The organism is Bifidobacterium sp. LH_230 (assembly GCF_056357555.1).
The window spans coordinates 36,952-58,537 of sequence record NZ_JBKEWJ010000004.1 but is presented as its reverse complement, the minus strand read 5'-3'; the positions used below and the strand labels follow the sequence as shown (position 1 = coordinate 58,537).

The window sequence follows — 21,586 nt, the reverse complement described above, 5'->3', positions numbered from 1 at the left end:
TCGTCTCCCCTCGCCGCTTACCATTCCACCGGGATAGCATCCTTGCGTGCCGCCGACGGTGACACGTTGTATTTCTGCATAAGGAATTCACCGATCGTCGCGAATACCGGGCCGGCGGTCAGACCGCCGAACGAACCGACCTTCGCGTCCTTCATCACGACGGTGATGACGAACCGCGGGTTGTCGGCCGGGATGATGCCCGACCAGTCGGAGATGATCGACGTGAGCTGGCCGTTATCGCCGGCGACCTCCGCGGTACCGGACTTGGCGGCGATGCGGTAGCCGGGAATGGACACCATGTTCTTGTACAGGTCGGAGACGGATTCCATCGCGTTGAGCACCTGCGAGGCGACGTTCTCGTCGACGACGCGGGTGGCGGAGCCGCTGGTGTGCTCCGTCGTGTGCCCGTCCGCATCGGTGGTGGACTTGATGAGCCGCAGTTTCGGCATGACGCCGCCGTTGCCGATCGTGGCGATGGCCTGCGTGATCTGCAGCGCGTTCATCGCGTAGCCCTGGCCGAACAGGACGGTGTTGCGCGTGCGCAGATCCCAGTCCTGGTATTTCGACAGGATGCCGGCCGATTCGCCGGACAGGCCAAGGCCCGTCTCCTGGCCGACGCCGAACTTGCGCAGGTAGTTGTAGCGCTGCTCGTCGCTGTAGTTGGAGGCGGACAGGATCATGCCCACGTTGGACGAGTTCTTGAGGATGCCGGCGTACGTCCAGCGTTCGTCGGCATGCGTTTCGGCGTCCTTGTAGGTCTGGCCGTCGCTGGTGGTGATGGTGTCGGGCACGGTGAACTTGTCGGTGGCCTTGTGCTGGCCCTCCTGCAGCACGCCGGACATGGTGAACACCTTGCCGATCGAGCCCGGCTCGAACACTTCGCTGACCACGCGCGAGCTGCTGAGCTTGGCGTCGTCGCTGCCGGCGTCGATCTCGTCGGTGTCCTCGAGCGCGAGGATGTCGCCGGTCTTGACGTCGGCCACGACGGCCATCGCCCAGCTGGCGTTGTACTTCTCCTTGCCTTCGCGCAGCGCCTTCTTGACGTACCAGTCCACGTTGCCGTCCACGGTGAGCGTCACGTCCGAGCCGTTGACCGCGTCCTTCGACTCGGTGAGCGTGCCGGGGATCATCTCGCCGCCAAGACCCTGCTGGTAGACCTCGTAGCCGTCGGTGCCGGTGAGCGTCTTGTTGAGGGTCGCCTCCAGGCCGGCCACGCCGGTGCCGCTCGCGTCCACGCCGCCGAGCACCGGGCCGAGCATGGTGCCGCCCGAGTAGACGCGTTCGTTGGTCAGTTCGCCGTAGACGATGCCGCCCAGGTTCAGGTCGTCGATCTTGCGTTTGGTCTCGGGGGTGACGTCCTTGGCCAAGACCGCGTACCTGCTGTTCGCGTCGCTGAGCTTGGCGCCGAGTTCCATCGCGTTCATGTCGGTGAACACGGTGGCCAGCAGCCGGGCCACCGCGGCGGCTCCGGTCGCGCCGACCGGCTTGCCGTCGATCTGGTTGCAGTAGCTTTTGGTCTGCTCGTTGCAGTCCTTCGGCTTGAATTCGTTCGCCAGCTGCGGGTCGGCGATGATGTTGTACCGTTCGACGCTTTGCGCGAGCACGACGCCGTTCGTATCGAGGATCTTGCCGCGCTTGGCGGTGATGGCGATGCGCGTGGTGCGTCCCTGCGTGGCGGCGAGCGCCGTGTCCTTGCCGAGCAGCTGGAGGTTGGCGAGCTGTCCGAGGCAGATCAGGGCGACGAATGCGAGGACGAGGGCCGCGGCCACGCACCGTGTGGTGAAGGTCTGCGACCGGTCGGCCTTGAGGATGGGGCGCTTCACTGTGCGCCCCCCTTGTTCGCATCGTCCGCGCTGGTCTTGTTCTGGTCGGTCTTCTTGGCCGAGTCGGAGGAGGCTTTGGCCTTAGTGTCGGACGGCTGGTAGCCGTTGAGGTCGATGGACAGCGAACCCTGCTGCAGGACCATGCCCATGTCCTCGGCCTTGGCCGGCAGGGAGGATTCCAGCGCGTCAAGCTTGGCCTGGTCCTCTTCGACGTCCTGGGTGAGCGTGTTGATGTTGGCCTGCGTTTCGGCGGCGGCGAAGGAGTTCTCGACCATCTGCGTGCGCAGGACGAGCGCGCCGACCAGCGTGGCGGCGAGGAAGACCGCGGCGATGACGATGTGGATCAGCGATGTGCTGCGCGATCTGGTCCATACGACGAGTCTGGCCAGTCCGTCGCGCATCGTGGCGCGCTGTCCGGCGGTTTCGGAGACGACGTGGAGTTCCGGACGGGCCTGCGACTGCGCGGCCGCGGGCCGTCGGCTGGTCGACGGTACGGCGTTGGAGCGCATGGTCGCCGAGCGCACGCTTCTTCCACGGCTGGTCATCGACGGGTCCTTCCCTGCTGGTTGCGGTTGTTCTGTTTGCGATCGGATTGACGGTTGCGTTGGTGTCGTCGGTCGGGTTGTCTGCGGCCGGCGTCGTGGCTGCGCTCGCGCGAGTAGCGTTCGCCGTCCTCGTCGAGCTTGCGCATGCGGTGTTCGGGGATGGGGCGGGTCAGTTCGACCGCGCGCAGTCTGACCGATGCGGATCTGGGGTTGGAGGCGATTTCGGCTTCGTCGGCCTTGATGGCGCCGCGCGTCAGTTCGCTGAAGAACGGCTGCGCGTCGGGCGGGATCATCGGCAGTCCTGCCGGGGCGTCGACCTTCAGGCCCTCGTTCATGAAGGCTTTGACGGTTTTGTCTTCGAGCGAGTGGTAGGACTCGACGACGATGCGCCCTTCCACCGCCAGGTGGGCGGCGATCTGGGGCAGCGTGTGCGCGAGCTTGTCCAGTTCGCCGTTGACTTCGATGCGCAGCGCCTGGAAGACGCGTTTGGCCGGGTTGCCGGCCGGGCGGTGGGCCTGCGGCACGACCTCGTCCACGAGTTTGTTGAGCTGGGCCGAGGTCGTCAGCGGTTCGTCGGCGCGGCGGCGGACGATTTCGCGGGCGATCTGCCGGGAGAACTTCTCCTCGCCGTATTCGCGGAAGATGCGGGTCAGCTCGTCCGCGTCGTAGTCGGCGAGGATTCGTTCGGCCGTCAGCGGCTGCGTGACGTCCATGCGCATGTCGAGCGGCGCGTCGTGGGAGTAGGAGAAGCCGCGGTCCGTCTCGTCGATCTGCAGGCTGGACAGGCCGAGGTCCATGAACACGGCGTTGACCTTGGCGATGCCCAGGTCGTCGAGCACGTCGGAGAATTCGTCGAAGGCCGCGTGGACGGGGGTGAACCGGTCGGCCAGCCCTTCCGACCGCATGCGTTCGGTGGCCAGCGACAGGGCTTCGGTGTCGCGGTCGATGCCGATCAGGCGCGCGTTCGGCGCCGCCTTGAGAAAGTTCGTGGCGTGGCCGGCGATGCCCAGCGTGCAGTCGACGATCACGGACCCGGGACGCCGCAATGCGGGTGCGACCAGATCCACGCACTGTTCGAGCAGCACGGGTTGGTGAATGGCTGTCACATCGATCATCAGAATTCCACCGCCGGTAGTACGTCGTTCGCGATGTCGGAATAGCCCTGCTCCTGGGCGGCAAGGTATTCCTCCCACGCCTGTTTGTTCCAAATCTCCGCACGAGTGCCCACGCCGATCACGACCACGTCGGTGCCGAGGTTCGCGTAGTCGCGCAGCATCTGCGGCACGAGGATGCGTCCCTGTTTGTCGGGCTCCTGATCGACCGCGCCGGACAGGAACACGCGCAGGTAGTCTCGCGCCGCCTTGTTGCCCATCGAGGTGCGCTGGATCTGCATGGCGATCCTGCGGAACTCGATCTGCGGCAGCAGGTAGATGCACCGCTCCTGGCCTCGCGCCATCACCATGCCCGGCCCGAGCGCGCCGCGCAGTTTGGCGGGCAGGGCGAGACGGCCCTTCGCATCGATCTTGGGGGTGTAGGTGCCCAGCAGCAACGGCGGCAGCATGGCGGCAGTTCCCGCCGCCGCCATACCCATGCCCATGCCCATGCCGGCCGTATCGCCCGGGTACTGCCCGAAAGAGGGGTTCTGGACGTTCTGCATGGTCTGCTGGTCGTCCATCGCCACCTCCTTACATTCAGTTGTCGATCGGCCGCTAGGTACACTCATGCCACAACTGGTTCACCACTTTACCCCACACTTCACCAAGAAACCCCACTCTTTCACATTTTCCGCCCTTTTTCGGACTTCCGTCACCTCGAATTCGGCACCGCCGCATTTCCGTCCGCGTTCGGGCCGGCTCCGATTCACGCAAAATTCATCTGGAATCCGCTTCGGCATGCCTCGACGTATGGACCTGAGAGTAGATTGGAGTGCCTGAGTTTTCGCGGGACATGTAAGGAGAGGAACGGGAATGTCGGACTATTCGGCGCAGATTCACGATGAGCAGCGGGCCGTCGACCGGGCGTACGGCCAGCTCGACGCATTGCGCGCGCAGCTGCGGTCGCGGTTGGACAAGGTCCGTGCCGCCGGCTCGCACGGCTCGCCCACCCAACGCACCGAACGCGACTCCTTCGCCACCATGTACGAGGACCGGCTCACGCAGCTGCGCGCGGTCGAGGACCGGCTCGTGTTCGGCCGTCTCGACGACGTGAACGACAACCGCCGCTACATCGGCCGCATCGGCCTGTCGAACGAGGACCACGAGCCGATCCTGACCGACTGGAGGGCCGAGGCCGCACGCCCGTTCTACGAGGCGACCCCGTCGAACCACGGCGACATCGTCATGCGCCGGCATCTGACCCTGCGCTTCCGTGAAGTGGTCGGCATCGAGGACGAGGTGCTCGACATCGACTCGGACCAGGTTGACCAGGCGGCCTCCTCCGGCACGCTGACCGGCGAGGGCGCGCTGCTTGCCTCGCTCAGTTCGCGGCGCACCGGCAAGATGACCGACATCGTCGCCACCATCCAGGCCGAGCAGGACCGCATCATCCGTTCCGACATGAACCAGGCCGTGGTGGTGCAGGGCGGTCCCGGCACCGGCAAGACCGCGGTCGCGCTGCACCGCGCCGCCTATCTGCTGTATACGCACCGCCGCACGCTCGAACGCTCCGGCGTGCTCGTCGTCGGCCCCAGCTCCACGTTCCTGCGCTACATCGACCAGGTGCTCCCCTCGCTCGGCGAGACGGGCGTGGTCAGCCGCACCATCGGCGACCTGATCCCCGGATTCTGCGCCACGGCGAACGACGCCCCGCTGGCGGCGATGCTCAAGGGAGACAAACGCATGGCCCGCGTGGTGGCCGACGCCATCGCCATGCGCGTGCGCGTGCCCGCCGACCTGCCGACCGTACGCGTCAACGGGTTCGCCGTGCCGATGCTCGCCGTAGACATCCAGCAGGCGCAGGCCGACGCCAAACGCACCCGCCAGCCGCACAACAAGGCGCGCGAGACGTTCGTGCGCAGCATGCTCGCCGCGTTGCGCGACCGCTACGCCGAGCAGCTCGACTACACGCCCGACGAGGCAGAACTGTCCCGCGTGACCTCGATGCTGCGCATGGACGACAAGGTGCGCAAGACCCTCAATCTCGCGTGGCTACCGATGAACGCGCCGTGGCTGATCGACCAGCTGTGGTCGCACCCGGAGCGTCTGCACCGCCTCGCCCCGTGGCTGACCGAGGAGCAGATCCACGCGCTGGCCCGCCCGAAGGGCGCTCCCCTGACCCGTTCCGACATTCCGCTGCTCGACGAGGCGATGGAACTGCTCGGCCCCGATCCCAAGACCGCGAACCGTACCGGCGCGCAGGACGCGGCCCGCGCCGAAGAGGAGCAGTTCGCCCGCGACACGCTGGCGCAGAACGGCATCGGCTCGGGCATCGTCACCGCGCAGATGCTCGTCGACAACATCAACGGGGCCGACACGCTGTTGACCTCGGAGCGTGCCGCGTCCGACCGTGAATGGACGTACGGGCACATCGTCGTGGACGAGGCGCAGGAGCTGACCGCGATGGACTGGCGCATGCTGATGCGCCGCTGCCCGTCGCGTTCGTTCACCATCGTCGGCGACGTCGCCCAGACCTCCGCGCTGGGCGGCACCCGGTCATGGCAGCGCGTGATGGACCGCCTGTTCGGCCACGATCGCTGGAGTCTCAACGAGCTGACGATCGACTACCGCAACCCGCAGGAAGTGTCCGATCTCGCATCCGAGTTCGCCCAGGCGCAGGGACTGTACATCTCCACCGTCAAGGCGGTGCGCACCCTGCCCGATTCGGTGCGCCGCATCACCGTCGAGGACCGTGGCGCGCTGCTCGACGACGTGGCGGCGCGCACGGTCGAGCTGACCCGCGAGTTCGTCGGGACCGACGGCACCGGCCGCGTCGCCGTGCTGACGCCGGATTGTCTGCAGGACGAGGTGCGCGCCCGCGTGCGCGACGTGCTGCGCCGCGCCCTGCCCGCCGATGAATTCGCCCGCCTGTCGGCGCAAAGCGCATGGGACGAGCAGGTCAACGTGTGCGGCACGCAGGAGGTCAAGGGCCTCGAATACGACGCTGTCATCGTCGTGGAGCCGGGCCTGATCGAGCAGGAGGCTCCCTCGCGGCTCGTGGCCGCGTCCGACCTGTATGTGGCGATGACCCGTCCGACGCAGCGTCTGCTTATAGTCCGGACAAAAGCGGACGAAAACGATCTGACCATCTAAGGTGGAACCATGCCTAAAGCGTTGTTATTGGAAAACATTCATCCCTTCGCAGCCCAGTCGTTGCGCAACCACGGCTTCGAAGTCGAAACGCTCAAGGGCGCGTTGAGCGAGAACGAACTCATCGAGGCGCTCGACGGCGTCGACCTGCTGGGCATCCGCTCGAAGACCAGCGTCACGCCGGCGGTGATCGACGCCAGGCCGAACCTGACGGCGGTCGGCTGCTTCTGCATCGGCACCAATCAGGTCGATCTCGACTATGCCGGCAAGCACGGTCTCGCCGTGTTCAACGCGCCGTACTCCAACACCCGTTCCGTGGTGGAACTGGTGATCTGCGACATCATCTGCCTGATGCGCCGCATTCCCGCCCACACGCATCACATGAAGCAGGGCATGTGGGACAAGACGGCGACCGGCTCCCACGAGGTGCGCGGCAAGACGCTCGGCATCATCGGCTACGGCAACATCGGCTCGCAGCTGTCGGTGCTCGCCGAGGCGCTCGGCATGCGCGTCGTGTTCTACGACACCGAGGAGAAACTGGCGATGGGCAACGCCCACCGCTGCGATACGCTCAATGAACTGCTCGAACAGTCGGACGCCGTGTCGATCCACGTGGACGGCCGCAAGGAGAACACCGGCTTCTTCGGCGAGGAGCAGTTCTCCCACATGAAGCAGGATGCGATCTTCATCAACCTGTCGCGCGGCTTCGTCGCCGATCTGGATGCGCTGAAGCGTCATCTCGACGCCGGGCACCTGTCCGGCGCGGCGGTCGACGTGTTCCCCGTTGAGCCTAAGAAGACCGGCGATCCGTTCTCGACGCCGCTGGCGGATGAGGACAACATGATCCTCACCCCGCATATCGGCGGTTCGACGCTGGAGGCACAGGAGGCCATCGGCCATTTCGTGTCCCAGCGCTTGGAGGATTACTGGGAGAAGGGTTCCACGATGCTGTCGGTGAACCTGCCGCAGATCACGTTGAGCTCGCTGCCCGGCACCGCGCGTATCGCGCATCTTCACGCGAATCTGCCCGGCGTGCTCGCCAAGGTGAACCGTGTGCTCGGCGAGGAGAACATCAACATCGCCGCCCAGGCCCTCGGCACCGAGGGCGAACTGGGCTATGTGGTGACCGACGTGTCGCAGGCCCCGAGCTCCGCGGCGTTGGATGCGTTGCGCCAGATCGAGGGCACCATTCGCATGCGCGTCATCCACTAGGCCGCAACGGTGCACGGCACCGACGACGAATGAATGTGGGGCGCGTCCGTCGATGGACGCGCCCCACATTCATATCGCCATGTCACACCGTTATGCTTCGCTTTTCAGTTCGTCTATGGCATGCTGGAAGTCTTCAAGGCCGTCGAAGTCCTGATACACGCTCGCGAACCGAAGATACGCGACCTTGTCAAGCTTCTTCAACGGCGCGAGAATGGCCTTGCCCACATCCTCGGATTTGACTTCCGCCAGGCCACGCGAGCGAAGGTCCTCCTCGACCTGCTGGCCGAGACGCTTGAGGTCCTCTTCCTTGATCGGACGGCCCTGGCAGGCCTTGCGCACGCCGGATATCACTTTGGCCCGGTCGAACGGCTCGGAGTTGCCGGAACGCTTGGTGACCAGAAGCATGGTGGTCTCGACCGTGGTGAATCGTTTATGACACTTCAGGCACTCGCGGCGGCGACGGATGGAGAATCCATCCTCGCTGATGCGAGTGTCCACGACTTTCGTGTCCGGCTGCTGGCAAAAAGGACAATGCATGAACCCCACAATAGCGTGAGGCTTGCCGAACATGCAAACATCCACGGTATTTCCATAATCATCGTGTCCGCCGTACATCACGAAGCCCGTTCCACAGGTACGATGATGCGCTGGCCGATCTGCAACGACGCCGAGTCGAGATCGTTCAGCCGCATCAGCTCGTCCACGCGTTCGGACACGTCGCCGCCGGGAGGCGTGATCATCTGCGCATACCGCCACAACGTGTCTCCGGGCATGACCGTATAGCTGACCACTTCGGTTGGCGTGGATGCGGAGTCGGCCCTGTCGGGGACGATCCACGAATACGCCGCCCACGTCGCAGCCGCGCACAATATGGCGGCCATGATCCGCATCACGATTCCCCACCCGTGGCGAGGTTCGGCATGTTCCGTCGCAGGCGACGCCATCGTCAGATTTGACATCATTGCGATCACATCCTCTCGAACGTTCGTTCTATCGAACAACAGTTCTGATTGTGACACAATTGTTCGACAAGCGCAACGCGACACGTCGAACAGATGTTTGATTTTTTGTGGAGTTCACGGTATGCTGGTACGGACACGAAAGGAGCCCGACGTGAGCACTATCCCCTTCAGCCCGAAAAGGCCCGGCGAACCGCCATCGGAAAGCACGTTGACCGAGCGCCAGCGCAAAGTGCTTGATGCGATCAGAACCCATATCATGCAACGTGGGTTCGTTCCCTCGTTTCGCGAAATCGGAGAGTCGGCCGGCCTGAAAAGCCCCTCCTCGGTCAAGCATCAGCTGCAGGTGCTTGAGGAGAAGGGGTTCATTCGCATGAATGCGAACAAGGGACGAGCCATCGAACTGGTGGACACGTCCGCCGCGTTTGCGCCGAACGTCACGGAACCCGACGCCAAGGCGACGGTGTTGCAGTTCCCGGATGCCATCAGCGCCTCCGTTCAGCAGTCACGCGACGTACCGCTGGTGGGGCGCATCGCCGCGGGCGTGCCGATCACCGCCGAGCAGCATATCGAGGATGTGATGCGGCTTCCGGAGCGATTGACCGGTTCCGGGCGGCTGTTCATGCTTGAGGTCCACGGGGATTCCATGGTCGATGCGGCGATCTGCGATGGCGATTTCGTGGTGGTGCGCGAGCAGAACACCGCGGAGAACGGAGACATCGTGGCGGCGCTGCTGGGCGATGAGGCCACGGTCAAGACCTTCCGCAACGACAACGGGCATGTTTGGCTGATGCCGCATAACCCCGCCTACTCCCCCATCGACGGCACGCATGCGCAGATCATGGGGCGTGTCGTCACCGTCCTGCGCAAACTGTAGCAAGCCGCAGGCAGCGTGGTCCCGGCTCACCGTGTTGACGGCATCCCGTACCGTTCTCGTTCGGGTGTGCGGTGGCGTTCTTTATCGTTACGCCACCGCGAGTCGTCGTTATTGATGCAGGTGTTCCGCGTTCGCGGTGGTGTATCCTTCCGGTTCGAGCTGGAAGGTGGTGTGCGGCACGGATACCGGGAAGTGCTCTCTGAGGCAGTCCTGCAGCTGCGCGAGGATCTGGGCACCTTGTTCCATCGTGAGTCCGCGTTCGACGACGACGTGCGCCATGAGGATCGGCATGCCGGTGGATACGGTGCTGGCGTGCAGGTCATGTACGGCGATCACGTGCGGGACGCGTTCCATGTGTTCGCGCACCTTGTCGAGGTCCAACCCTTCGGGGGTTTCCTCGAGCAGGACCCTGACCGCGTTGTGCAGCAGTGTGATGGCTCTCGGGATCATCATCAGCGCGATGATGCCGCCTGCGACCGCGTCGAATCCGGTCCAGCCGGTGCTCATCATCACCAGCGCCGAGATCACGACGGCGACGGAGCCGAGCGCGTCGTTCATCACTTCGAGGAACGCGGCCTTCATGTTCATGTTGTCTTTGCTTTGCGCGGCGAGGATGGCGATCGAGCCGACGTTGGCGGTCAGGCCGAGGATGCCGAAGAACAGGAGCAGGTTCGGGTCGCGGATGTCGTCCGAGCCGGGACCGAACAGGCGCATGCCTGATTCGACGAGCGCGTAGATGCCGACGAACAGGAGGATCAGCGCGCCCACTCCGGCGGTGATGACTTCCAGTCGGGCCCAGCCCCAGGTGCGGGTGTTGCTGGGTTTGCGGCGCATGAGTATGGCGGTGATGGTGGCTGCGACCAGTACCGACATGTCGGTGAGCATGTGTCCGGCGTCGACGAGCAATGCCAATGATCCGGTGATGATCGCGCCGATCACTTCGGCTATGAACACGGTGCCGGTCAGTCCCAGTGTCATGGACAGTCGTTTCTGGTGGGATCGTCCGTCTCCCCCGCCGCGCACCGCAGCCCCGTGATCGTGTGCCATACTGCCGCCTTTCCTCACCTTGACGGTTATGAGATCGCTTCTCACAACCATTCTCATTAGCCCCACAACGCAAGAAACCCCGGCACGATGCCGGGGTTTCGTTTTTGTTATATGACAAGAAGTCAGAATCGACTCTCGCCAATCACATCAGAACAAATATTCGGCTGATGCGTGCGGAGACCGCCGTCCGAACCCGAAGGCGCACAACAGTGCGTCGAAGTTGAGGAAAGGCGGTTACCGTTTATTACATTTTGTTGAATGACGTGTGCGTCCGCAAGGCGCACCGAGGGAAGCGGTACTAAGTACCGCGACCGAGGAGCAACGCAGCGGACGCTCCGTCATTCAACAAAATGTTAGAAGCCGAACTGGGCGGCGGTTTCCTTCAGCGTCTCCGCGGAGCGCTTGAGGGCCGCGAGCTCACGGTCGGAGACCGGGGTGTTGATGCGGGTGTTGACGCCGGAACGGTTGAGGAGGGTCGGGACGGACATGCAGACGTCGGAGATGCCGTGGAAGTCCTGGAGCATGGAGGAGACCGGGAGGATACGGTTGGAGTCGGAGAGGACGGCTTCGACGATGTCGACGCCGGACATGCCGATGGCGTAGTTGGTCGCGCCCTTGCCGTTGATGATCTTGTAGGCGGCGTTCTTGACTTCCTGGTGGATCTCTTCGCGCTTGGCGGCGTCGAGTGGCTCGTGGCCCGGCAGCGGGGTCCAGTCGCACATCGGGACGCCGGCGATGGTGGCGGAGGCCCACAGCGGGACTTCGGAGTCGCCGTGCTCGCCGCAGATGTAGGCGTGCACGTTCTTGACGGAGACGCCGGTCTGCTGGGCGATCAGGAAGCGCAGACGCGCGGAGTCCAGGTTGGTGCCGGAGCCGAAGATCTGGTTCTGCGGCAGGCCGGTGATCTTCTGGGCGACGTGCGTGGCGATGTCGACCGGGTTGGTGATGAGCATGTAGATGGCGTTCGGGGCGACCTTGACGAGGTTCGGCATGATGGCCTGCAGGATCTTGACGGTCGCGCCGACGAGCTCGAGGCGGGACTGGCCCGGCTTCTGGCGCGGTCCGGCGGTGATGACGACCATGTCGGCGTCACGGCAGATCTCGGGATCATCGGAGCCGTCGATGGAGACGGCCGGGTAGAAGCTGGAGCCGTGCTGCATGTCGAGCACTTCGGCCTCGACGCGTTCCTTGGCGATGTCCTCGAGCACGATCTCACGGGCGACGCCACGCTGGGCGGCGGTGAAGGCGAGGGTGGAGCCGACTGCACCGGCACCGACGACTGCGAGCTTGGTGGGCTTGACGTTCAATTCAGCCATGTTGTTAGCGACCTCTCTTGAAAAATCTGCCGATTGTGTCGGCATTCATCCAAACAACGTATTCACTTTATCCACACATGCTGACGTTTGAGAAACTCGCGTCGCGGCTCCGCCACGTGATCTTCGTCACATTTTTGAGAGCGCTCACAGCACCCGTCCATTTTCGCTGTTCGCATCGTGGAATCGGCGCCATGCCGCCGTTGTCAGTCGATGGCCTGTTCCATCACCTGAGCCGCCAGATGGCTGCCGACCTCGGCCTCGACCATCATGCCGTCGTCACGGTATTCGACGTCGATCACATGGCCGTATTCGCGGATGCGCGACAACAGCGAGCCGGCCGTGTACGGCAGCAGCGCATGCACGTGCACGTTCGGCACCGGCAGCATGCCTTCGACCTGCTCGCGCAAGGCGTCGACGCCCTCGCCACTGTAGGCGGAGACGACGAACGCGTCCGGCTGCAGGGCGAGCAGCCGCTCGCGCGTGGCCTGGTCGATGCGGTCCGCCTTGTTGAACACGAGGATGCGCGGGATGTCGGCGGTGCCGTCGATGTCGGCGAGCACGTCGTTGACCGCGTCGATCTGCGAGAACGGGTCCGGGTGGGAGCCGTCGACCACATGCACGATCAGGTCGGCTTCGGCGACCTCCTCCAGCGTGGATTTGAACGCCTCGATGAGCTGCGTGGGAAGCCGGCGCACGAATCCGACCGTGTCGACGTACGCATAGAGCCGCCCGTCCTTGGCACGGGCACGGCGCACGGCCGTATCCAGCGTGGCGAACAGCGCGTTCTCGACCAGTTCGGCCGAACCGGTCAACCGGTTGGTCAACGACGACTTGCCGGCGTTCGTATAGCCGACCACGGCGACGGTCGGCAGCCCGTAGCGCCGGCGCGATCCGCGTTTGACCTCGCGGGCCGGCGCCATCTCACGGATCTGCTTGCGCAGTCGAGCGATGCGCGTGCGGATGACACGACGGTCCATTTCGATCTTCGTCTCGCCCGGGCCACGCGAACCGATGCCGGCGTCCGCGCCGGCCGCACGACCGCCGGCCTGGCGCGACAGCGACCCGCCCCAGCCGCGCAGTCGCGGCAGCATGTATTCGAGTTGGGCCAGCTCCACCTGCGCCTTGCCTTCCCGCGACGTCGCATGCTGGGCGAAGATGTCCAGAATCACGGCGGTGCGGTCCACGACCTTGACTTTGGTCGCATCCTCGAGCGCACGTCGCTGGCTCGGCGGCAGGTCGTCGTCCACGATGATCGTATCGGCCTCCTCGCGCGCGACGATGTCGGCGATCTCCTTCGCCTTGCCGGAGCCGACGTAGGTGGCCGCATCCGGACGGTAGCGATGCTGCAGCAGACCGTCGCACACGACCGCGCCGGCGGTCTCGGCGAGCGCCGCCAGCTCGCGCAGCGATTCCTCGGCGGCGGACGCGGTGGTCACCGCCGACGACCAGACGCCGACGAGCACGACGCGTTCGAGTCGCACCTTGCGGTATTCGACTTCGGTGACATCCTGCAGCTCGCCCAGGCCGGCGACGTGCTTGAGCTGGTTGCGTGATTCGCGCTCCTGCCATGCCTCGCTGGATTGTTCTCCGAATCCCGCGCCGTGGTCGTTCTCGTCAAGCAGCACGTCGGACTGGTCGGCCAGTACGCCGGTCAGTTCCGGTTCCTCTCCCACGGTGGACTGGTTCACGACGCTGCCGTCAACGGCCGACTGCTGGCTCTGCTCGCTCAATGGCACCTCTTGTTTGACTCACGATTGAACTATGGTGGTCCTTATTATCATCGTTTTGGAAGACATGCCACGGTGCATGGATGATGTGTCGATATGAGGAGTTCTATGGTCGAGCAGTATTTTTCCGCCGAACCCGCGTCCGAGGACGTGCGTCGCACGCTGACGGTGACGTTGCAGGGCAATGAAGCGACGGTCGAGACGTCGAACGGCGTGTTCTCCGGTTCGCGTCTCGATCTGGGCACGTCGGTGCTGCTGCGCGAGGTGCCCGAGCCGCCGGCAACCGGCACGTTCCTGGACTTGGGCTGCGGCTGGGGCCCGGTGTCATTGGCGTTGGCGTTCGCGTCCCCGGATGCTCATGTGTGGGCGGTGGACGTGAATACGCGTGCGCTCGAATTGACCGCGGCGAACGCGAAGCGAAACGGCTGCACGAACGTGCATGTGGCGCAGACGGACGAGTCCGGCGCTCCCCTGCCCGAGCAGACGGCGACGGCCTGCGAGGCGCTGCCTGATGGCACGCAGTTCGATGTGATCTGGTCGAATCCGCCGATCCGAGTCGGCAAGGAGGCGTTGCACACGCTGCTCATGACGTGGCTGCCCCGGCTGAAGCCGAACGGCGGCACGGCGTATCTGGTGGTGCAGAAGAACCTCGGCGCCGATTCGCTGATTCCGTGGCTGGCCGGCGCGCTCGGCGACGACTACGAGGTGAGCAAGTACCATTCCGCCAAGGGGTACCGCGTCATCGAAGTGGTGCGCAACAAGTAAGCAAGCATATTCCATTCACGGCTCCCCTCCTTCGGGGAGCCGGCCGCATGTTAGGGACAATTCACTGATGAAATTCGAATATCCGTCCGAACTGCCGGTGTCGGCCGCGCGTGACGAGATCGCCGAGGCCGTCCGTCACAGTCAGGTCGTGATCGTGTCCGGTCAGACCGGTTCGGGCAAGACCACGCAGCTGCCGAAGATCCTGCTGGAATTGGGGCGCGGCTCGCATGGCCGGCAGATCGTGCACACGCAGCCGCGTCGTCTGGCCGCGCGCACGGTCGCCGAACGCATCGCCGCGGAAATGGGCGTGCGGCTCGGCGACGAGGTCGGCTATCAGGTGCGGTTTACGGACGAAAGCTCGCCGAAGACGCGTCTGCGCGTCGTCACCGACGGTATTCTGCTCGCCCAGATCCAGCGTGATCCGAAACTGAACCAGTACGACACGATCGTCATCGACGAGGCGCACGAGCGCAGCCTCAACATCGATTTCCTGCTCGGCTATCTGACCGCGCTGCTGCCGCAACGCCGCGATCTGAAGCTCGTGATCACGTCCGCGACGATCGATTCGGTGAAGTTCAAGGAGCATTTCGAGCACGCGTTGCACGAGAAGGTACCGGTGATCGAGGTGTCGGGACGCACGTTCCCCGTGCAGATCGTGTACGAGCCACTCGGCACCGCGCCGGCGCTGATGCGCAACGTGCCCGGGTTCGAGACGGGCGCGATGCCCGGCGAGGAGGCGTATGCGGAACTGTCCGCCGCGCCGAGCGCCGCCGAACGCAACGGCAACGGGCGTGACACCGACATGGACATGCCGACGGCCGTGGCGCGCGCCTGCGCCGAACTGGTCATCCATTCGAGCCATGAGCGCGGCGCGCGCGACATCCTCGTGTTCGCCTCGGGCGAGCGCGACATCCATGAGTTCGAGAACGCGCTGCGCCGCCATTACGGCCCGCGCGCCGACGACATGCGCCGGCCGGACGCGATCGAGATCATGCCGCTGTTCGCGCGTCTGTCGGCCAAGGACCAGCATCGCGTGTTCGAACCGCACACGCACCAGCGCATCGTGATCGCCACGAACGTGGCCGAGACGTCGCTGACGGTACCGGGCATCCGTTATGTGGTCGACCCGGGCACCGCGCGCATCAGCCGCTATTCAAAGACCGCGAAGGTGCAACGGCTCCCGATCGAGCCGATCAGCCAGGCGAGCGCCGACCAGCGGTCCGGCCGATGCGGCCGTATCGCCGACGGCATCGCGATACGCCTGTATTCGCGCGAGGATTACGAGACGCGTCCGCGGTTCACCGAGCCGGAGATTCTGCGCACGTCGCTGGGCGCGGTCGTATTGCACATGCTGTCGGTGGGCGTGGCGCGCACGGCCGAGGACGTGACGAATTTCGGATTCATCGACCCGCCGGACATGAAGGCCGTCTCTGACGGTTTCAACGAGCTGACCGAGCTGAAGGCTGTGGCCCGCAGACACGGCGAGGTGACGCTCACGCATGTCGGACGCCAGCTGGCGCGCATTCCGATCGACGTGAGGCTGGGACGCATGGTGATCGAGGCGGCGAAGTCGACCACGCCGGACACGTTGGCCGCGGTGCTCGTGATCGTGGCGTTCCTGAGCCTGCAGGACCCGCGCGAACGGCCGGACGACGCTCGCGACGAGGCCGATCGCATCCACAACCGGTACGCGGACCCGACCAGCGATTATCTGACCGCGTTGAACATCTGGGACCGCATCTTCCAGGCGGACGGCGAGCCGAGCAATTCGGCGCTGCGCCGCATCTGCAAGACCGAGTACTTCAGCTGGCTGCGCGTGCGCCAGTGGAAGGATCTGGTCGGTCAGCTCACCGACATGTGCCGTGAGCTGAAGTTCACGGTCGGCTCGCCGCAGCCCGCGTCGCGGCCAAGCCTGGAGATCCGCCAGCTGCCGATCAACCAGCAGGCGGCCGGCTCCCTGCGCTGTTCGTGGGACGACCGCGGCATCCACACGTCGATGCTGGCCGGATTGCTGTCGATGATGGGCATGCAGGTCATCCGCGAGCCGAAGGCGTCCGATTTCACGGGGCTCAAGGGCGCGGCGCGCGCGAAGGCGATCAAGCGCGCGCAGAAGATGGCGAAGAACGACTATCAGGGTGCGCGCGGCACGCATTTCGCCCTGTTCCCCGCCTCGAGCGTCGCCAAGAGCACGCCCGCGTGGGTGATGAGCACGGAGCTCGTGGAGACGAGCCGCCTGTGGGCGCGGTATTCGGCGGCGATCGACCCGGCGTGGGCGGAGCCGCTGGCCGGCCAGCTGACGCGCACCACGTATGCGGAGCCGCACTGGTCGGGTTCGCGCGGTTCCGCGGTGGCGAGCGCGAAGGTGCTGTTGTACGGTCTACCGATCGTGCCGGACCGCACCGTGCAGTGGGGTCGCATCAATCCGCCCGAGGCACGTGATTTCCTGATCCGTCAGGGTCTGGTGGAGGGTGATATCCAGCAGCGGTTCAGCTATGACGAGTTCGTGGGCCGCAACCGCGACATTCTCGACGAAGCGGCCGACGATGCGAGCCGCACGCGTCAGATCGCGCAGACGGTCAGCGACGAGGACCTGTTCGACTTCTACCAGTCGGTGATTCCGAACGATGTGACGTGCGTGGCCGATCTGGCGAAATGGTGGAAGCGCGAGCATGACGAGCATCCGCATCTGCTGGACTTCGACCCGGACAAGGTGGAGCGTCTGGCGTCCGCGGAGTCGGTGAGCCTGTCCGATTATCCCGATCATTGGCATACGCTCGGCACGGACGGCCAGCCGATCGACCTGCGGTTGAGCTACGTGTACGATCCGCATGATCCGGCCGACGGCGTGACCGTGCACGTGCCGTTGAAGGCGTTGTCGAGGCTCACACCGGAGCAGTTCACGTGGAATGTGCCCGGCCTGTTGGACGAGCTGATCGTGGGGATGATCAAGGCGCTGCCGAAGTCGCTGCGCGTGCAGTTCGTGCCTGCGCCGGACAACGCCCGAAAGATTCGCGCGTGGATCGACGAGCACATGGCCGATCTGCCGGGTTCGGGAGAGCGCAACAAGCCGAATCTGCCGCCGACCGGCATGCCCGGCGCGGATGGCGCGGATGCGGCCGCCGGCGGAACGGATGCGGCGCGATGGCCGGATCTGCCGCATGTGTTCACGAGGGCGGCGATCGAGACGATCGGCGCGCAGATTCACCCGGAGGTGCTGACCGGCGAACTGTGGGAGAAGCTCAACCCGTATCTGCGTATGACGTTCGCGGTCGAGCAGCAGTTGCCGGCGCCGAAGAACGCGCGGGGCCGGCGTGGCGCGCGAGGCCCGGTCAAGGTGTTGGGCACCGGCAAGTCGCTGGTCGAGCTGCAGCGCCGGTTCGCGGCGCAGGCCGAGGCGTCGGCGCGGCAGATGGTCAAGAAGCAGGCCGATCGTGCGGCCGATCAGGGCAAGCTGGTCGAACAGGCGAACCTGCTGCACAAGGCGGGTGCCACGACCGAGTCGCGCGCCGACATGCTGTGGCGTGGCGCGTTGGACGCGTTGCGATTGCCGTCCGAACGCATTTCGTCGCGTTGGTTGGGCGCGGAGGCGCTCATGCTGGCGTCCGCGCCGTACAAGTCGACCAAGGATCTGGTGGAGGATCTGCAGTTGGCCGCGGTCAAGCGGCTGTTGCCGAAGGTCGATGCGTTGCCGGACGACGATGCGATGGCCGATGCGGTGCTGGGCGTCACGGAAGTGTTCGAAGACACCGTGTATGCGGTGGCGCACGATGTGATCATGATTCTCAAACGCTATGCGGAGGTCGACAAGGCGACGAGCGGCAAGGCCGACCTGCCGATGCTGTCGGTGCTGCAATCGGTACGTGAGCATATCGCGACGCTCGTGTTCCCCGGGTTCATCGGGGCCGCTCCCCCGGATGCGCTGGCGAACATCCCGCGTTATCTGCAGGCCGACATGATGCGGCTGGCGAAGGCGAAAACCGACAAGAACCGTGACGTGCGTTGGGCGTGGGAGGCCGACGAGGCCAAACAGCTGGTGGACAAGGCCAAGGCGCGCGCCAAGGCGGAGCCGGCCGGCCCGAAGCATGAGGCGCTGGCCAAGCAGGCGCAGACGGCGCGTTGGATGCTCGAGGAGTTCTACGTGTCCCTGTGGGCGCAGGAATTGGGTACGGCCAAGCCGATCAGCATCAACCGCATCAAGAAGGCGTTGGCGTAACGTCTCGCCGGCATCCCGTCGACATACGGATATGAATGTGCCCGGCGGTCTGACTCATCATCAGGCCGCCGGGCACATTCGTCATATCGTCATATCGGCGTATGCTCGGCGCATCACCGTCCCGCCTACTTCATGAGGTTCCTCAGCACGTACTGCAGGATGCCGCCGTTGCGGTAGTAGTCGGCCTCGCCTGGCGTATCGATGCGCACGACCGCGTCGAATTCGGTCTTCGAGCCGTCGGCGTGCGTGGCGGTGACGTGCACGGTCTTCGGCGTCGCGCCGTTGTTCAGCTCCTCGATGCCGTCGATGTCGTACGTTTCGGTGCCGTCAAGGCCGAGCGACGTGTAGCTTTCACCGGCCGGGAACTGCAACGGCAGCACGCCCATGCCGATCAGATTGCTGCGGTGGATACGCTCGAAGCTTTCCGTAATCACCGCGCGAACGCCCAGCATGAGCGTGCCCTTGGCCGCCCAGTCGCGCGACGATCCAGTGCCGTACTCCTTGCCGGCAAGGACGACCAGCGGCGTTCCGGCGGCCTTGTAGTTGAGCGACGCGTCGAAGATCGTGGAGGCTTCACCCGTCGTGAAGTCGTAGGTGAAGCCGCCGGGCGTGACCTCGTTGCCGGTGGAGGCGAGCAGCAGGTTGCGCAGACGGATGTTGCCGAACGTGCCGCGCACCATGACCTCATGGTTGCCTCGGCGCGAACCGTACGAGTTGAAGTTCTTCGGTTCGACGCCACGCTCGGTCAGGTACTTGCCGGCCGGGCTGGACGCCTTGAACGCGCCCGCCGGAGAGATATGGTCGGTGGTGACGGAGTCGCCGAGCAGGGCGAGCACGCGCGCGCCATGGATGTCGGAGACCGGGTCGGGCACGGCCTTCATGCCGTCGAAGAACGTCTGGCGGCGCACGTACGTGGACTTCGGGTCCCATTGGAACAGCTCGCCTTCGGGCACGTCGAGGCCCTTCCAGCGATGGTCGCCCTCGAACACGGAGGCGTAGTCCTTGAGGAACATCTCGCGGCTGACGGTGCCGTTGACCACGGCGGCGACCTCCTCGTTGGTCGGCCAGATGTCCTTCAGGTACACGTCGTTGCCGTCCGGGTCCTGGCCGAGCGGCTGCGAGGCGAAGTCGAAATCCATCGTGCCGGCGAGCGCGTACGCGATGACGAGCGGCGGCGATGCGAGGTAGTTCATCTTGACGTCCGGGCTGATGCGGCCTTCGAAGTTGCGGTTGCCACTCAGCACGGCGGTGACGGTCAGGTCGTTCGCGTTGATCGCCTCGGAAATCTCTGGCAGCAGCGGGCCGGAGTTGCCGATGCAGGTGGCGCAGCCGAAGCCGACGAGCTCGTAGCCGAGCCGGTCGAGGTCGTCCTGCAGTCCCGCGGCCTTCAGGTAGTCGGCGACGACCTGCGAGCCGGGGGCGAGCGAGGTCTTGACCCACGGCTTGGGTTTGAGTCCCTTGGCGACGGCGTTGCGGGCGATAAGGCCGGCGGCGATCATGACGGACGGGTTGGACGTGTTCGTGCAGGAGGTGATGGATGCGATCGCCACGTCGCCGTTGGTCAGGTCGAAGTCGCCGCGGAAGTCGGTGGATACGGCGACCGGCTCCTTGACGGTCTTCTCGGTCTCGTAGGCGGGCAGCGTGTCCTCGAACGTGGCCTTGGATGCGGACAGCACGATGCGGTCCTGCGGGCGTTTCGGGCCGGCGATGGACGGCACGACGGTGGACAGGTCGAGTTCCTCGTATTCGGAGTACTGCGGTTCGACGTAGTCCGGGTCGGAGGCGTCGCCCCACAGCTTGTTGGCCTTCGCGTACGCCTCGACGAGCGCGACCTGCTCGTCCGAACGGCCGGTGAGCTTCAAATAGTCGAGCGTGACCTGGTCGATCGGGAAGATGCCGCAGGTGGAACCGAATTCGGGGCTCATGTTGCCGATGGTGGCGCGGTTGGCGAGCGGTACGGACGCGATGCCGTCGCCGTAGAATTCGACGAACTTGCCGACGACGCCGTGCTTGCGCAGCATGTCGGTGATGGTCAGGACCACGTCGGTGGCGGTGACGCCTTCGGGGATGATGCCGGTGAGCTTGAAGCCGACGACGCGCGGCACGAGCATGGAGATCGGCTGGCCGAGCATGGCTGCCTCGGCTTCGATGCCGCCGACGCCCCAGCCGAGCACGCCGAGGCCGTTTTCGGTGGTGGTGTGCGAGTCGGTGCCGACGCACGAATCGAGGTAGGCGAGCTGGCGGCCGCGCTCCCCCGCGCGCGTCATGATGACCTTGGCGAGGTATTCGATGTTGACCTGGTGGATGATGCCGGTTCCCGGCGGCACGACGCGGAAGTTGCGGAACGCCTGCTGGCCCCAGCGCAGGAACTGGTAGCGTTCGCCGTTGCGCTGGTATTCGATGTCCATGTTCTGTTCGACCGCGTCGGCGACGCCGTACTTGTCGATCTGCACGGAATGGTCGATGACCATGTCGGACTGGACCTGCGGGTTGATGACCTCGGGGTCGCCGCCGAGCTGTTTGACGGCGTCGCGCATGGTGGCAAGGTCGACGATGCACGGCACGCCGGTGAAGTCCTGCATGACGACGCGGCTCGGCGTGAACTGGATCTCATGGCTGGGCTCGGCGTTCGGGTCCCAGTCGAGCAGCGCCTTGACGTGCTCGTCGGTGATGTTCACGCCGTCGATGTTGCGCACGAGGTTCTCGACCAGCACCTTGAGCGAATACGGCAGATGATCGATGCCGGGCAGGTCGGCAATCGAATAGTAGTCATAGTCCGTGCCGTTCACGCTGAGCGTGGACAGCTGATCGTCGCGTACGGACATGTTCCCTCCGGCTTCCTTAGGACTGTAATCGGT

15 protein-coding genes are annotated in these 21,586 nt (G+C 65.0%); 5 read left to right on the top strand and 10 right to left on the bottom strand.

What is annotated here, in order from left to right; all coding sequences use genetic code 11:
- Positions 1-17: 17 nt before the first annotated feature.
- The 4 genes from AC1A0G_RS03060 to mraZ are packed head-to-tail and all read right to left on the bottom strand — an operon-like array spanning position 18 to position 3,971.
- Positions 18-1,823, bottom strand: coding sequence for a peptidoglycan D,D-transpeptidase FtsI family protein (locus AC1A0G_RS03060; RefSeq protein ID WP_476527399.1), 1,806 nt, complete (start codon positions 1,821-1,823; stop codon positions 18-20).
- The gene (ftsL, locus tag AC1A0G_RS03055; RefSeq protein WP_476527397.1) at positions 1,820-2,368 is read right to left on the bottom strand and encodes a cell division protein FtsL; all 549 of its coding nucleotides are present in this window, start codon (positions 2,366-2,368) and stop codon (positions 1,820-1,822) included. Before ftsL ends, AC1A0G_RS03060 begins: the two co-directional genes overlap by 4 nt.
- Positions 2,365-3,483, bottom strand: a complete 1,119-nt coding sequence (rsmH, locus tag AC1A0G_RS03050; protein ID WP_476527396.1) for a 16S rRNA (cytosine(1402)-N(4))-methyltransferase RsmH — start codon at positions 3,481-3,483, stop codon at positions 2,365-2,367. The genes ftsL and rsmH overlap by 4 nt, the downstream gene beginning before the upstream one ends.
- Positions 3,483-3,971 (bottom strand): division/cell wall cluster transcriptional repressor MraZ, encoded by a 489-nt coding sequence (mraZ, locus tag AC1A0G_RS03045; RefSeq protein ID WP_476527507.1) that lies wholly within the window; start codon positions 3,969-3,971, stop codon positions 3,483-3,485. The genes rsmH and mraZ overlap by 1 nt, the downstream gene beginning before the upstream one ends.
- Positions 3,972-4,335: 364 nt before the next feature.
- On the opposite strand from mraZ, the gene AC1A0G_RS03040 reads away from it, so the two are divergent.
- Both AC1A0G_RS03040 and serA read left to right on the top strand, forming a co-directional pair.
- The gene (locus AC1A0G_RS03040) at positions 4,336-6,615 is read left to right on the top strand and encodes a HelD family protein (protein ID WP_476527395.1); all 2,280 of its coding nucleotides are present in this window, start codon (positions 4,336-4,338) and stop codon (positions 6,613-6,615) included.
- A gap of 9 nt (positions 6,616-6,624) precedes the next feature.
- Positions 6,625-7,824 (top strand): phosphoglycerate dehydrogenase, encoded by a 1,200-nt coding sequence (gene serA / locus AC1A0G_RS03035; RefSeq protein ID WP_476527394.1) that lies wholly within the window; start codon positions 6,625-6,627, stop codon positions 7,822-7,824.
- A gap of 90 nt (positions 7,825-7,914) precedes the next feature.
- On the opposite strand, the gene nrdR is transcribed toward serA, so the two are convergent.
- Together nrdR and AC1A0G_RS03025 are read right to left on the bottom strand one after the other, a co-directional pair.
- Entirely contained in the window at positions 7,915-8,361 is a 447-nt protein-coding gene (nrdR, locus tag AC1A0G_RS03030; protein WP_476527392.1) for a transcriptional regulator NrdR, read from the bottom strand.
- A gap of 77 nt (positions 8,362-8,438) precedes the next feature.
- Positions 8,439-8,714 (bottom strand): LysM peptidoglycan-binding domain-containing protein, encoded by a 276-nt coding sequence (locus AC1A0G_RS03025; protein ID WP_476527390.1) that lies wholly within the window; start codon positions 8,712-8,714, stop codon positions 8,439-8,441.
- A gap of 193 nt (positions 8,715-8,907) precedes the next feature.
- Between AC1A0G_RS03025 and lexA the strand changes: the two genes are divergently transcribed.
- Positions 8,908-9,660 carry a transcriptional repressor LexA gene (lexA, locus tag AC1A0G_RS03020; protein WP_476527505.1) on the top strand — a complete coding sequence of 251 codons (753 nt, stop codon included), beginning with the start codon at positions 8,908-8,910 and terminating at the stop codon, positions 9,658-9,660.
- Positions 9,661-9,768: 108 nt separating this feature from the next.
- Here the strand turns inward: lexA and AC1A0G_RS03015 are convergent, their stop codons facing one another.
- The 3 genes from AC1A0G_RS03015 to hflX form a co-directional block, all read right to left on the bottom strand.
- Positions 9,769-10,707, bottom strand: a complete 939-nt coding sequence (locus AC1A0G_RS03015) for a cation diffusion facilitator family transporter (RefSeq protein ID WP_476527388.1) — start codon at positions 10,705-10,707, stop codon at positions 9,769-9,771.
- A gap of 353 nt (positions 10,708-11,060) precedes the next feature.
- The gene (locus AC1A0G_RS03010) at positions 11,061-12,023 is read right to left on the bottom strand and encodes an L-lactate dehydrogenase (protein WP_476527386.1); all 963 of its coding nucleotides are present in this window, start codon (positions 12,021-12,023) and stop codon (positions 11,061-11,063) included.
- A 203-nt stretch (positions 12,024-12,226) separates the two neighbouring features.
- Positions 12,227-13,711 (bottom strand): GTPase HflX, encoded by a 1,485-nt coding sequence (gene hflX, locus AC1A0G_RS03005; RefSeq protein WP_476527503.1) that lies wholly within the window; start codon positions 13,709-13,711, stop codon positions 12,227-12,229.
- A gap of 147 nt (positions 13,712-13,858) precedes the next feature.
- Here hflX and AC1A0G_RS03000 point away from each other — a divergent pair, with 147 nt between their 5' ends.
- Positions 13,859-14,515 (top strand): class I SAM-dependent methyltransferase, encoded by a 657-nt coding sequence (locus tag AC1A0G_RS03000; protein WP_476527385.1) that lies wholly within the window; start codon positions 13,859-13,861, stop codon positions 14,513-14,515.
- A gap of 67 nt (positions 14,516-14,582) precedes the next feature.
- Positions 14,583-18,728, top strand: a complete 4,146-nt coding sequence (locus AC1A0G_RS02995) for a DUF3418 domain-containing protein (protein WP_476527384.1) — start codon at positions 14,583-14,585, stop codon at positions 18,726-18,728.
- A 125-nt stretch (positions 18,729-18,853) separates the two neighbouring features.
- On the opposite strand, the gene acnA is transcribed toward AC1A0G_RS02995, so the two are convergent.
- Positions 18,854-21,553 carry an aconitate hydratase AcnA gene (acnA, locus tag AC1A0G_RS02990; RefSeq protein ID WP_476527382.1) on the bottom strand — a complete coding sequence of 900 codons (2,700 nt, stop codon included), beginning with the start codon at positions 21,551-21,553 and terminating at the stop codon, positions 18,854-18,856.
- Positions 21,554-21,586: the final 33 nt, after the last annotated feature.